Source organism: Candidatus Aquicultor sp., from assembly GCF_054640775.1.
In genome coordinates this window covers 1,587-14,580 of sequence record NZ_JBTSLF010000063.1, presented here as the reverse complement: position 1 = coordinate 14,580, position 12,994 = coordinate 1,587, and the positions used below count along the sequence as shown (strand labels likewise).

At 53.1% G+C, this 12,994-nt stretch carries 15 protein-coding genes and 1 CRISPR repeat array; of the genes, 5 read left to right on the top strand and 10 right to left on the bottom strand.

What is annotated here, in order from left to right; all coding sequences use genetic code 11:
• Positions 1-32 precede the first annotated feature (32 nt).
• A CRISPR array of direct repeats spans positions 33-1,387; the repeat unit is 32 nt; unit sequence GTCGCCCCCCATGCGGGGGCGTGGATTGAAAC.
• Between the two features lie 74 nt (positions 1,388-1,461).
• The 5 genes from ACYC56_RS06970 to ACYC56_RS06950 all read right to left on the bottom strand — a co-directional run bounded on the left by ACYC56_RS06970 (position 1,462) and on the right by ACYC56_RS06950 (position 4,470).
• Complete coding sequence (locus ACYC56_RS06970; protein WP_461373459.1) at positions 1,462-1,743, bottom strand: CopG family antitoxin; 282 nt, start codon at positions 1,741-1,743, stop codon at positions 1,462-1,464.
• Positions 1,744-1,820: 77 nt separating this feature from the next.
• Positions 1,821-2,093, bottom strand: coding sequence for a BrnT family toxin (locus ACYC56_RS06965; RefSeq protein WP_461373458.1), 273 nt, complete (start codon positions 2,091-2,093; stop codon positions 1,821-1,823).
• Positions 2,094-2,474: 381 nt separating this feature from the next.
• Complete coding sequence (locus tag ACYC56_RS06960) at positions 2,475-2,825, bottom strand: hypothetical protein (protein ID WP_461373457.1); 351 nt, start codon at positions 2,823-2,825, stop codon at positions 2,475-2,477.
• Entirely contained in the window at positions 2,826-3,881 is a 1,056-nt protein-coding gene (locus ACYC56_RS06955) for a plasmid pRiA4b ORF-3 family protein (protein ID WP_461373455.1), read from the bottom strand.
• Between the two features lie 100 nt (positions 3,882-3,981).
• Positions 3,982-4,470, bottom strand: coding sequence for a transposase (locus ACYC56_RS06950; RefSeq protein ID WP_461373461.1), 489 nt, complete (start codon positions 4,468-4,470; stop codon positions 3,982-3,984).
• Here ACYC56_RS06950 and ACYC56_RS06945 point away from each other — a divergent pair.
• The 3 genes from ACYC56_RS06945 to ACYC56_RS06935 all read left to right on the top strand — a co-directional run bounded on the left by ACYC56_RS06945 (position 4,456) and on the right by ACYC56_RS06935 (position 6,036).
• On the top strand, positions 4,456-4,599 hold the full coding sequence (locus ACYC56_RS06945) for a hypothetical protein (RefSeq protein WP_461373460.1): 144 nt from the start codon (positions 4,456-4,458) through the stop codon (positions 4,597-4,599). The two genes, ACYC56_RS06950 and ACYC56_RS06945, sit on opposite strands and share 15 nt — an antisense overlap.
• A gap of 102 nt (positions 4,600-4,701) precedes the next feature.
• On the top strand, positions 4,702-4,824 hold the full coding sequence (locus tag ACYC56_RS06940) for a hypothetical protein (protein WP_461373454.1): 123 nt from the start codon (positions 4,702-4,704) through the stop codon (positions 4,822-4,824).
• 21 nt (positions 4,825-4,845) lie between these two features.
• Positions 4,846-6,036 (top strand): ATP-binding protein, encoded by a 1,191-nt coding sequence (locus ACYC56_RS06935; RefSeq protein ID WP_461373453.1) that lies wholly within the window; start codon positions 4,846-4,848, stop codon positions 6,034-6,036.
• Positions 6,037-6,053: 17 nt separating this feature from the next.
• Here the strand turns inward: ACYC56_RS06935 and ACYC56_RS06930 are convergent, their stop codons facing one another.
• The 4 genes from ACYC56_RS06930 to ACYC56_RS06915 all read right to left on the bottom strand — a co-directional run bounded on the left by ACYC56_RS06930 (position 6,054) and on the right by ACYC56_RS06915 (position 9,211).
• Positions 6,054-6,635, bottom strand: coding sequence for a class I SAM-dependent methyltransferase (locus tag ACYC56_RS06930; protein ID WP_461373452.1), 582 nt, complete (start codon positions 6,633-6,635; stop codon positions 6,054-6,056).
• A 100-nt stretch (positions 6,636-6,735) separates the two neighbouring features.
• Positions 6,736-8,316 carry a GMC family oxidoreductase gene (locus ACYC56_RS06925; RefSeq protein ID WP_461373451.1) on the bottom strand — a complete coding sequence of 527 codons (1,581 nt, stop codon included), beginning with the start codon at positions 8,314-8,316 and terminating at the stop codon, positions 6,736-6,738.
• Positions 8,309-8,890 carry a gluconate 2-dehydrogenase subunit 3 family protein gene (locus tag ACYC56_RS06920; RefSeq protein WP_461373450.1) on the bottom strand — a complete coding sequence of 194 codons (582 nt, stop codon included), beginning with the start codon at positions 8,888-8,890 and terminating at the stop codon, positions 8,309-8,311. The genes ACYC56_RS06925 and ACYC56_RS06920 overlap by 8 nt, the downstream gene beginning before the upstream one ends.
• A gap of 15 nt (positions 8,891-8,905) precedes the next feature.
• Complete coding sequence (locus ACYC56_RS06915) at positions 8,906-9,211, bottom strand: DUF2769 domain-containing protein (protein ID WP_461373449.1); 306 nt, start codon at positions 9,209-9,211, stop codon at positions 8,906-8,908.
• Positions 9,212-9,557: 346 nt separating this feature from the next.
• On the opposite strand from ACYC56_RS06915, the gene ACYC56_RS06910 reads away from it, so the two are divergent.
• Together ACYC56_RS06910 and ACYC56_RS06905 are read left to right on the top strand one after the other, a co-directional pair.
• On the top strand, positions 9,558-10,934 hold the full coding sequence (locus tag ACYC56_RS06910; protein WP_461373448.1) for an NAD(P)/FAD-dependent oxidoreductase: 1,377 nt from the start codon (positions 9,558-9,560) through the stop codon (positions 10,932-10,934).
• A 21-nt stretch (positions 10,935-10,955) separates the two neighbouring features.
• On the top strand, positions 10,956-12,227 hold the full coding sequence (locus tag ACYC56_RS06905) for an adenylosuccinate synthase (protein WP_461373447.1): 1,272 nt from the start codon (positions 10,956-10,958) through the stop codon (positions 12,225-12,227).
• Between the two features lie 44 nt (positions 12,228-12,271).
• On the opposite strand, the gene ACYC56_RS06900 is transcribed toward ACYC56_RS06905, so the two are convergent.
• The coding region (locus ACYC56_RS06900; RefSeq protein WP_461373446.1) for a class E sortase at positions 12,272-12,994 on the bottom strand (723 nt) is incomplete at its 5' end.

The window sequence follows — 12,994 nt, the reverse complement described above, 5'->3', positions numbered from 1 at the left end:
CATCCACCATCCAGATGCTGGCAAAACCCCCAGTCGCCCCCCATGCGGGGGCGTGGATTGAAACACATTACACTAGGATATTTCTTAATAGATATATAAGTCGCCCCCCATGCGGGGGCGTGGATTGAAACCGGCATCTCAAGCGGCATCCACTGGGGATTTTCCGTCGCCCCCCATGCGGGGGCGTGGATTGAAACTTACGATCCGACAGGCTATTGGCACGCTGAAACAGTCGCCCCCCATGCGGGGGCGTGGATTGAAACCTTGTACTTCGACATCACCTTTTTCTTCAACATGCGTCGCCCCCCATGCGGGGGCGTGGATTGAAACTTACAAGAGCTTACCAAGCTGCCTGCCAGTTGGCGTCGCCCCCCATGCGGGGGCGTGGATTGAAACTTTCGATAGCAGCATGCTGGCCCATTACTGAGGAGTCGCCCCCCATGCGGGGGCGTGGATTGAAACTGACCATGCGAGGATATAAAATCATATGAGGCAGGTCGCCCCCCATGCGGGGGCGTGGATTGAAACTTATCTGCACGACGAGATAGCGGTCACGCTCAAAGTCGCCCCCCCATGCGGGGGCGTGGATTGAAACATCCAAGAGGCGCTAAAAGCGGCAACGCTCAAGGTCGCCCCCCATGCGGGGGCGTGGATTGAAACTTAACTGCACGACGAGATAGCGGTCACGCTCAAAGTCGCCCCCCCATGCGGGGGCGTGGATTGAAACATCCAAGAGGCGCTAAAAGCGGCAACGCTCAAGGTCGCCCCCCATGCGGGGGCGTGGATTGAAACAAGTACAGCGTTTTGCCTCCACCCTTACGACCAAGTCGCCCCCCATGCGGGGGCGTGGATTGAAACATGCGTCTAAGCTCCGCAGCCACGTCTGTAAAAGTCGCCCCCCATGCGGGGGCGTGGATTGAAACCGAATATCAATAAGCTGTACCCTCATTAATTTTTAGGTCGCCCCCCATGCGGGGGCGTGGATTGAAACTAAATAGGAGGGCTCAATGAGAAAGAGCACTAAAAAGTCGCCCCCCATGCGGGGGCGTGGATTGAAACGTGAAATGTGCTGCTATAACAAGGCTAATAGCAGTCGCCCCCCATGCGGGGGCGTGGATTGAAACCTTAGTGGTGGTTTGCACGAGCTGCAAGTAATCGGTCGCCCCTCGCGCAGGGGCGTGGATTGAAACTTTGCACCTCAATTGGCCCACCGCCTGGGCCTGAGTCGCCCCTCGCGCAGGGGCGTGGATTGAAACTGGTTATCTATTCCAGCATCGTCGAGCACACCGGGTCGCCCCTCGCGCAGGGGCGTGGATTGAAACTTAAGACAGGCGATTAATAACTTAATTCCGTTCGTCGCCCCTCGCGCAGGGGCGTGGATTGAAACTTAATAGCATTTGGGCTTATCTCACTTCAAGAAAGGTGCGACAGTGTGATTCATTTTAATGAATTTAAATTAACCTAACCAGCACGTTTCTCCTCCTCTTCAAGGCGCTCCATAACCCAAACCCGCATTAGTGTCTGATAACCAATTCCCTTGCGCCGGGCAAGCTTTTGAAGGCGCTCGATAACCTCATCATCAATTCGAAATGACAATAATCGTTTCTTCGGACGTGTGACTATTACCTCGTCAGTCACGTCCTCCATGTCGTCCAGAAATTCGGTAGCGCTATGGGCTTGCCAAAATTCGCGCTCTTCTTCTTCGTTCTTAAAATGTGGAATCTTCTTTTTTTCATTACTCATAGTTATGGCTCTCCTATCATCCTAAAACTTGCCCTCACAGCATACGCGTTTTTACGTGGACGCTGAACCACACATCGCTATTTCCCCCTGCTTTTACAAAACTGCTTATCGTTCTCGTCCATATCGTATGCGGTTATGACCCTGGCAATTGATCCCTTCAGCTGACAAATGACTTTGAGATATCGCCCCGCGTCGGTTTGACCAAGAAACACAAGGCGTTTCTGTCGGGTACGACCAACGTACCTCTTATCATAGACCGCTTCCTCAGCCTCATCAGGTGTGACGCCATGCTCAGCGAGATGATCGGTGTTGCCATCATCCCACTCGAAATCGGTAACGCGAATTGCCATTAACTGCTCCTCGCCGGTTGGTCAAGTATTGTAGCTACATTGTATCTACATACAATGATTTGCGCAAGAGTTTTATCTACGAAGGTTCTCTTAACGAAGTTTGGGTGCGACAGCGTGTTTTGTTTCGTGAATTCGAAGAACCCCTTGGGCTCGAAGGTAGTCTTGAAAAAGCGGAAGAAAATTTAAGGACGGGATTCAATCCAATGCTGAGTAAAATAACTCAACACGTTGAGTAAAATGTCTAAGAGGGCGTAGACGTGCTGAAACTTCATGTCAGGGCATAAACCAAAAATTAATTGGAATAATTTCTGAAATCTGATCTTGCTGAATGGACGTAAATCTTCCAGGGCTACCACGATGAATATGAAACGAGAGATCGCACTATCTATCGCTTAATAATGCCAACCCCAGCTCCGTCATTTGAAAGGCCACAATTTTGTCATGCCCATATTTGTCCGGAGCCCTGACAACGGATATGACGCCAAACAATTCAAGGGGCTCAAGCATAGACAAAGCAATTGCGACATACATAAAGGTATCGGCGATTGATGGGTATGTAGTCACCAGTTGAAGGCTCAGTGCGCTCAGCAAACCATACCCGAATTGCTCGAAACCTATCCTTTGGCCTGCAGGAAAACTCAACAGGTACCGGATTACCTCACCTGCCCTGTACATGAGGGGCTCAACCATATCGGGCGATGTGGTGAGCCTTCCCCAGTGGTCTTTCTCCAACTACGCGTTAAACAATAACCCGAGCTGTTGGTAGGGGTCTTTCTTCAAGAAATTCTTTGCCGCTTTTGCCTGCGAGATTTTGTTGTGGCGTATCTTTGTAAGCCCGGCTTTTTGAGATAATATCCGCAAAAACCATACTCTTCGGGCATACTCTTCGGTCCGCAGTTTATATACATGGTCGCCGATTTTACTATCCAGCTTTTGAGGTTCAACAAAAAGATCGTTTACCGCACGGGTGTCCTTTAAGGTCAGGTTGCCCCCCTGCGTAAGTTTCAATTCCTTATCGCCTATATAATTAAGTATCGCTATAACATCAAGGCGCAACGAGTTTGCCGTTGCCGCCGTGCTTACCTCAACGGGCATTTCCTGCGTCTTCTTGGTAACCTTCGCCGCACCTTTATTCTTCTGAAGGCCCCGTGTTTTATCTACTTCTGGCAAGGGCGGCTGACTCTCATATCCAAAAGCTATATCCCAGCGCTTATCGGGGTTATCAAAGCTAACGGCTGAGCAGTCAAAGCGTTCGGGGTCAAACCTGCCCCCAAGCCATTCCATCGTCTCTTGATATTCCCCATGCTTGGGATTGCGGATTATCTTAAGAAGATTCTCATAACCCCAGGTACCGCCGCAATCCTCGGGCGGACAGGCCCTCTTACCATCGATGCAAATCGGGTATTTAACGCCCTTTTCCCTGGGAAGGATTTTTTCAAGCTTTATCTCATGCTCCCAGCCATCTCCAAAATCGTACAGGTAATCGGCGGCCTGGTTGCTCATAGAAAACCAGTCGGCGATTACCTGGCCCTCTTCGGGAACGATATCGTCATCGTAATCGATTTCGTCGTTTAGCATGCCGATCTTTTCTTCCCGGCCTGTAGACGGATTCTTAATTTTAAATTCATGAAGATGGTAGTCAAGCCATCCCATGGCGTCCTGAATGGCGACATGCAGATCCCAAAAATTATAGGTTGACGGCACCTGTATCTTTCGCCAGATGGGCGGCTTTATACCTTTTAACGTTATTTTGAACTCGTACGCCGTATCGAATTTTTTCTTTGACATAGCTTACCTCATGATTTCAAGCAATTCGGGGTTATTCGTAGCCCTGAATACAACTCTCGTTATGGGACATTTCTCATTATAGACTCAGGGATTTTGCAACTCAACTGTAAATCACCTCACTTAGGTGAGGGGTAGTAATCGAGAGGCCACATCTTATACGACCTCTCGGCAAGTGTTCTTTGAAAACTGCATCTACATAGACAAGGCCGGCTGCTGTTTTAATAGCAGCAGATAGGTTGATGAGCTTGAGCCTAAGCGTAGAGATCCTGGCCTTGGCCAGCTCTTTGAGATGGCTCTTGAGATACACCGTGAGGTTGTAAGCGACAAGGGTGAGCATAATAAAGGCATCGATCTTCTCAAAGTCAGAACTGGGAAGCTTATCGATGTGCCAGTCGTTCTTAAGCTCAGCGAATGCGTTCTCTAGCCTCCACCTCTTGCGATATTTCTCGACAACCTGTGCCGCTTCATCGGTAAAGCTGTTTGTTAGGTATCCGCATAGTTCATCGTTGCCATCCCGTTCTTTAGGGAAGAATCGAAAGATAAGGCGCAGAGCGCGCTTTGATTTCTTTAGGGTATAGGTGGTCTCGATTATGTTTGTCCCGAAGACGAGGTCAATAGGCCTTATGGAATAGCGGTTGATTCTCGTGGATACGTTTATGTTGCCGATGGTTACAACCATCGAATCCAAAAGTTCATCCCGCTATCGGCTTTGAGGTAAAGGCAAACAAACGGTTTGGAAGTTCTATAGCTTCAAAAACCATCTTCTCTAACATTTAGAATGTTAGTTCATATATAGTCGCCCCTCGCGCAGGGGCGTGGATTGAAACTTGCGGTAACCGTTCTTAAGGGTTGTCAAATCCAGGATTCAAGCCAGTGCTGGGTGCGTGGAGTAGAGTTGACGGCCGGCACGCTTAGTAATAAAATTACTCAATATGTTGAGTAAAATGTTAAAAAGGGCATAAACGTGCAGAAACTTTATGTCAGGGCTATAAACCAAAAATTAATTGGAAGAATTTCTGAACCTCGCCGGTTCGTCCAGGTTCTTTATGGACCTCGCCAGGTTGGTAAGACAACATCTATTAAACAGGTTCTAGAGGAGATTAATATACCTTCTCATTACGCATCGGCCGATCAGCCTACCATAAGGGACGAAGCCTGGCTGGAACAGCAGTGGGAATTTGGGCGCTTGAAGGCGGCCGGTAAAAAAGACGCTGTATTAATCTTGGATGAGGTTCAAAAAGTACCGAATTGGCCTGAAGTGGTAAAACGTTTATGGGATGAAGATACCTTCCATAATGTGCTTTTACGAGTAGTCTTGCTTGGCTCTTCACCACTTCTCATGCAGAAGGGCCTTACGGAAAGTTTAGCCGGAAGATTTGAGGTTATTAGAGTTGGCCATTGGTCGCTCTTGGAATGCCAGGAATATTTTGGCTGGGATGTGGATACCTTTATCTATCATGGGGGATATCCAGGAGCCGCCCCGCTTATTAAGGAGCCGGAACGCCGGACACGCTATATTCAAGATTCGTTAATAGAGACCACGATATCGCGCGACATTTTGCTGATGACCCGCGTTGATAAGCCGGCACTGCTGCGAAGGCTTTTTTACCTATCATGCGAATACTCCGGACAAGTTCTCTCGTATCAAAAAATGTTGGGACAACTGCAGGAAGCCGGGAACACAACCACCCTTGCACACTATTTAGAGTTATTAAGTGGTGCTGGTTTTGTTACGGGCCTGAGCAAGTTTTCAGGTCAAGCTGTGCGTAGGAGGGGCTCAAGCCCGAAGCTGCAGGTATTCGATACGGCGCTTATAACGGCCCAATCTCATTTATCTTTGCGAGAGGCCAAAAGGGACCGTAGTTTTTGGGGTCGTCTTGTTGAATCGGTTGTCGGGGCCCACCTTTTAAACATCGCATCCAGTGGTAAGATCGAGCTATTCTACTGGCGTGAGGGCGATAAAGAAGTTGATTTTGTTATCCGCAGCGGAAATAAACTTACAGCCATTGAGGTTAAAAGCGGTCGAACTAAAGGCGTTCTGTCGGGCATGACCGCTTTTAACAAAGCTTTTACTCCACAGCATAAGCTTCTAATCGGCGGCGATGGGATCCCCGTGGACGAATTTCTGAAATCTGACCTTTCTGAGTGGTTGTAAATCTTCCAGGCTATCATCTACTCGCAGCTGTAGGTCACAAATGGGAAGCTTTCGTTTTCTTTTTGGATGTGCCAGCCGGCTTCTTGTATCATCTTGCCCACGTTTTGTTTTGTGAATTCGAAGAAGCCTTTAGGCTCGGTTATCAGGAAGTATTTGAAGTTTTTCCAGAAGGCGGGCCAGCGCTCGAAGCCGAACTCCATGACTACCAGGCGCTTCGAAATCCGCCTGGCCTCTTTAAGCGCCTCTTTAGCCCCCTCGACGGTCATCTCGTGCAGGCCGAGCACGATAAAGGCCACATCGAACTGCTTATCTGCGAACGATGTTTTGGTCGCGTCCATGACCATGAAGTCGATACCCCGGGAGCGGGGGTCGCTCCTGGCGATTTTGATGCGCTTTTGTGATTCGTCGATTGCGGTCACGTGCTCGGTTTTCTCATGCGCCGCAAAGGCCATGCCTCCCACCGCCGTTGCGATGTCGATGACGTTGGTATCGGGGCCGATGCCGGCCTCGGTTACTAACTGGTCTCTAAATTGTGAAGTTCTACCCGGCCTACTTAGCATCCTTAATGCAAGGGTTTCCGTACTTTCCCGTATGCCCATTTTCTGTCCCCCGATCGCTGAATATCGTACTCGTTAGTGTATAACTACACCTAAGGTCACATCGGGGACTAGTGTATCACGCGGGATAGCGGGCGAAAAGCTACGTGAAAAACCCGTCTCCTTCTTTCATGGTCTTGATGATGTAGTCCGCCGTGCGCGCCGCCAGCGCCTGGGCGGTGAGGGTGGGGTTGACCGCGCCTGTGGTCACAAACACCGGGGTGCCGGCGATGAACAGGTTCGGGATGTCATGCGACCTGCCGTAGGCGTCGACCACGGACGTCTTCGGGTCGCCGCCCATCCGGCACGTGCCCATGAGGTGCGCCGATGTCGGCGCCGGGAAGGTCTCGATCGCCCCTGCCGCCTCCATGATATCCTTCGAGAGGAGCAGCCCGCGCTCGATGAGCTTGTTGTCGTTATCTCCGTAGGTGAAATGGACGATCGGGACGGGCAGGCCGAACTCGTCCTTCTCATCGGTTAGCTCGACCCGGTTGTCCTTGTTCGGCAACACCTCGCCGATAATGCCGTTTCGCATGTAGTGGTTGTAATCGTTCATAAACTCGACGAGGTTCTTGCCCCACAGGTCGGGTCGTGAGCGCACGGCAAGGTTTACAAAATCGATGGGTCTGCCGGCATACGGGCCGATGGTAAAACCGCGCTTGTAGTCGTTGGCCGGATCGGTCTCGTAAAAATCCTGGGTGATGACCGTGGTCGGCGGGTTACGGTAGGGGCGTACCGGCTCGGGGAATTTGGCGTAGACCAAATGGTCCGAGTGCGCCGACAAATACCGGTCGACAAGCCCGGATGAGTTGGCGAGCCCGTCCGGGAAATCACTGGTCGCCGATACCAACAGCAGCCGCGGCGTCTCGACGGCAAAGGCTGAGAGTATAACGAGTTTAGCCTCGGCCTGCTGTGTGGCCCCGTCCCGCACGAACTCGGCCCCGCTCGCTTTGCCGCTTCTGTCGGTCAAGATTCTAGTGACATAGGCCCGGTCGATGATGGTCGCGCCATGGGCCTTGGCTTTGGGGATAAAGTTGAGCAGGGTATAGCTCTTGGCGTTCGGCTTGCAGCCTTCGTGGCAGAAACCGCGATTGGTGCAGGGCTCCCGTTTAAATCCCCAGGGGCTTTTATAGTAGGCTGTGACCATCGCAAGGGGGCAGACGCTGCCCTTAATCCCCAGCTTTTCGCACCCGTCGAGGAACTTCTGCGCCTGGCAGTCGACCGCGTGCTCGGGCTGAGGATAGGTGCCCTTGCCCTCCCACGGCCACTCTTCGGGACCGGCGACCGGCAGCTCCCGCTCCATCAAGTCGTAGTAGGGGGCCAGGTCGTCGTAGGTGATGGGCCAATCCTCACCCACGCCGTCGAGCGTCTTGGTGCGGAAATCGGATGGATGCAGGCGAAGCGCCATCATAGAGTAGTGGATCGTCCCGCCGCCCACCGCTTTGCCGGAGGTGGAGACGCCGATGCCGATCTCATTCTCGCCTTGTGAGGCGTTTATCCTGGGGCCGTCCCAAAAGAGCTTGCGCATCTCCCACTCATCCGAAGCCCAATCGCGCCCGGGTTGCCAGTAGGGCCCGGCATCCAGGCAGATGACTTTAAGGCCGCCTTCGGCAAGTTGGCCGGCCAATACCGAACCGGCCGCCCCCGTGCCGATTATCAAGACATCGCCTTTTATATCACTCATCATCGTCCTCCTCGAGGGCGGGCTCGTGCTTCATCCGCTCGTCGCATTCCAGCCGGTAGTAGCCATATGGGTAGGCCGGCCCGGCAAACTTCATCTGGTTCCAGCTCTGGGGAAACGAGTAATAAATCGCGGCGATATCCGCAACGAGCGTTTTGAAAAAAAGCGGCGCCGGAAACGGCCAATAGTCTTTGGTGACGTGCCCGTGCTGGATCTTGCCGAGCAGTTCGGTCACCTGTTCAAAGAAAAGCTCACCGATGCCGCGCCCATACGTATCGTTCGCCTCTTTCTCAAGCGCCTCGAGACCTTCGCGGTACATATCGGGGCGCCAGGGCATGTTTACCGGGCGCACGCCTTTTTTGTAGCTCCCTTTGACTTCGCATCCCAGGGTCTCTTTGATGGGGACATCCCCGTGCACACCCGGGATAATCGCTTCGATGAGAGTCTCAAGCGCCCGCAGTTCGGTGTCGTTAAAGAAATCCTGGCCGGGTACGGTGGTGACGCGCTTTTCGATCACCCTGCGCGTGGTATCGTCCCAGTGCTGTTGCCAGCTCATCACATCGAACTCTTCTACCATAGTCCCATTCCATTTCTACCGCATATCGATCTCATCCGCGTTGCCGCGCAGGCAATAGTAGCGCGACGTAAGCTCGTAGCGATCCCACACCGCACAGCCGGGGCACATGCAGGGCTGAAGCCCGTCGAACCCGTCACAATCGCTCACTCCGGCCGAGCAATAGAGCCTGGCATACGATTTCGGGTCGCTCGACCCGACATCCTGCGGTATCGCCTGCGCGTTTTCGATACGCTCTTCCGCGCACTCGCTTGCCCCTTGAACCGGGCATGCCGGGCATATGCAGCTATTGAGATTATCAGCGTTAAACTCGACCTTCGACATTCCTAAAATCCTCTATAACCGTTGCATCCTATTAATTTATTCCCGAACCCGCACTTAAATATCCCTTGCCGGTGGGGGCAGTAGCGGTTGCTGTGGAATAAGGCGCCGAACCGGCCGTTTTCTTGACTTTAGCTGGTCGTTTAGCTATGCTAAATACGCACATGTTCACATTTAAGGTGTGCAATGGTACAAACGCAAACATTGAGACATGCGTGAATCGGCCCACACATCGCTGTGAGGGCAAACTAATTAAAGACGCCAGACTCAGATGGACGGCGGGGTTGTAGGGAATATCCCAAGAGCCTTCTGTTTGGGTTTTTTTGTGCGTATAAAAGGTGTGTAACCGATGGCAGAGTATGATGTCATCATTGTCGGAAGCGGTCCCGCGGGAATATTTTCCGCGCTTGAACTCGTAAAAGAGAGCAAGCTAAAAACTCTCATCATTGAGAAGGGGCCGGATATTAACAAGAGAAAATGTCCCGAGCGACTCACGGGGAAATGCGCTCACTGCGAGCCCTGCCGTATTACCTCGGGGTGGGGTGGGGCCGGCGCTTTTAGCGACGGCAAGCTCACTTTATCCACCGAAATCGGTGGGTGGCTCTCTGATTACGTGGGAACGGCCGAGCTTGCAACGCTGGTCGACTATGTCGATGGCGTTTATCGTGCCTTCGGTGCGACCGATACGGTGCACGGCACCGACGACGAGAAGATACACCAGTTGCAACGCCAGGCCATACTTGCGGATATGAGGCTTATTCCGCAGCGGGTCCGTCATATGGGGACCGATCGCAGTAACGATATCTTGAAGCTGATGAAGCGCCACCTCGAGCCCGCGATCGATATTAAAACGGGCGTTCAGGTGACGAATATCCTGGTCGAGGACGGACGCGCGGTCGGTGTGCGCACCGAGTCGGGTGAAGAGATCACCGGCCGGTTCATCATCGTGGCCCCCGGAAGGGAAGGCGCGGATTGGCTCAACATAGAGGCCAGACGCCTCGGGTTGGCGCCGGTCAACAACGCGGTCGATATCGGTGTGCGTGTGGAGGTTCCCGCGGTCGTGATGGAACCATTGACAGAAGAGCTTTACGAACCAAAGCTCGTCTATACAACGAAGTCGTTTCAGGATAGGGTGCGCACATTCTGCGTCTGTCCGTACGGTATCGTCGCTTCCGAGTCGACCGATGGGATCACCACGGTCAACGGGCACAGCTACGCGGATAAAAAGACGGAAAACACCAACTTCGCCCTGCTGGTCTCGACGGTATTTACGGAGCCGTTTAAAGAGCCGATCAAGTACGGCAAGTATGTCGCACGATTGGCAAACCTGCTTGGCGAAGGCATCATCGTGCAGCGCCTTGGAGATTTAATGGACGGTCGGCGTTCGACCCCCGAGCGGATCGCACGGGGAACGACGGTGCCGACATTCACAGATGCGACGCCGGGCGATTTAAGCTTTGTGCTGCCGTATCGCTATATATCCGATATCAGGGAGATGCTCGCGGCGCTCGATACATTGGCGCCGGGGGTCAACTCGAGAAATACGCTCCTTTACGGCGTAGAGGTCAAGTTTTATTCATCGAGGATGAAGCTCACGCCGCAATTGGAGACCGAAATTAACAACCTATATGCCATCGGTGATGGGGCCGGGGTGACGCGGGGGCTCATACAGTCCTCGGCAAGCGGCGTCGTCGCTGCGCGCGCGATTCTTAAGCATAATTCTTGATCAAGTATCTGGGAGGAAATAATGCCTGCAACGATCATAATCGGCACTCAATGGGGTGACGAGGGAAAAGGAAAAGTTACGGACTGGCTGGCCAACGACATGGATATGATCGTTCGCTACCAGGGAGGACACAACGCAGGGCATACGGTCATCGCTGAAGGTCATGAGCTGAAACTTCATCTCTTGCCCTCAGGGATACTGCGCCCGCACGTCGTCTCGGTCATCGCCTCGGGATTGGTCATCGACCCCCAGGCTTTGATCATGGAGCTCGAGCTCTTACAAGATATCGGCCTTAGCGAGCCAAACCTTGTAGTCAGCACAAACGCCCATCTCATTATGCCGTATCACCGGGCGCTCGATCAGGCTTCCGAAGTAAAACTTGGAAGCTCGAAGATCGGCACGACGGGCTTAGGAATCGGCCCGGCCTATACAGACAAGGCCTCGCGGGTGGGCCTGCGCATGCAGGACCTCATGGATATGAAGATATTCCGGGAAAAGCTCGAAGCCGCACTTAACTTTAAGAACCAGGTCTTGACTAAAATCTACGATGTCGACCCGCTGGACATCGAGCAGATCATGGATGAGTACCGCCTGCATGCCGAGCGGCTCAAAGGCCTCATCGGCGATACCAGCCGGGTTATCAACGAGGCGCTTGATGGGGGCAAGAACGTGCTCTTTGAGGGCGCTCAAGGTATGATGCTTGACTTAGATCACGGGACGTACCCGTTCGTAACGTCTTCGTCGCCGATCGCCGGTGGGGCATGCGTCGGCGCCGGGGTGAGCCCGATGCGCATCAACCGCATCATCGGCATCGTCAAGGCGTATACCACCAGAGTCGGAGCGGGTCCCTTCCCGACCGAGCTGGAGGACGAGACCGGCGAGACCATGCGAAGCGTGGGCAGTGAGTACGGTACGACTACCGGTCGCGCCAGGCGCTGCGGCTGGTTTGACGGCGTTATCGCCAAGTATGCCGCCAGGATAAACGGCCTGACGGGCATCGCCCTTACCAAGCTTGATGTTCTCTCAGGGTTTGAGACCATCAAGGTATGCGTCGGATACGAGCATGAGGGCAAGCTCTACGACCAGATGCCGTGCCACCAGAGCATCTTCCACAAATGCACTCCGGTCTATGAGGAAGTGGAGGGCTGGAACACGGATATATCGGGCGCCGACTCCTACGAGAAGCTGCCCAAGGCGGCGCAGGACTACATCGTTCGACTCGAGGAGATGACGGGCGTTCCAATCGAGATGATCTCGGTAGGCCCGAGCCGCACACAGACCATCCTGCGCTAGCCGCTATCGAAACAACTTCGAGGGAGCCTTTAAGGCTCCCTTTTCTAATTAAGGAGATCGTCCTCATTCATCATCTTAGCGATGATGATGAGCCTGGTTTTTGCGCTGTAGCGTGGGTTGCATGTGGTAAGCGTTAAGGTCTTATCCTTGGTGGGTGCGATGACGCTGACATCGGTTGGCGCAACGATCTTTTGCTTGACGACATAGTAAGTATACTTGCGCGATTCGGTATGAATCTCGATGGGGTCACCTTGTTTAAGCTCGTCGAGATAGAAAAACGGGTGACTGTGCGTAACCCGGTGGCCCGAGATAACCATATTGCCCACCTCGCCGGGATAGGCAGTCTCCTCCATATGGCCCGGCCCAAGTGCGAGGGCCTGCCCATCAACCCCCTCTACCACTATGGCGTCGAGTTTTATGCGTGGGATAACGATCCTGGCGAATGGTTTCAGATGCGCCACCGCAACCCGCTTGACCGCTTTTTGGCCCTGAGCGATCGAAGATGTGGTTTCGGTCGAGGATGCCGTCTCGCGTTTGGTCGATGCCGTACTCGAGGACGGGGCCGATACTACCGGCAGGTCCTCTTGAAAGTCACTGCCGTGGGTGCGGTTCTCGGCTTTTACCCACGCATCGTGCATCCGTTTCTGGTTATAGCCTGTTTCGACATCGGTGTAGTTTATCTTCAGCAAGATAAGCACGCCAACGGCGATCAGTACAAGTCCCGCTATTCGTAATATCCGTGAGATGCGATCTCTGGCCATGCGCCC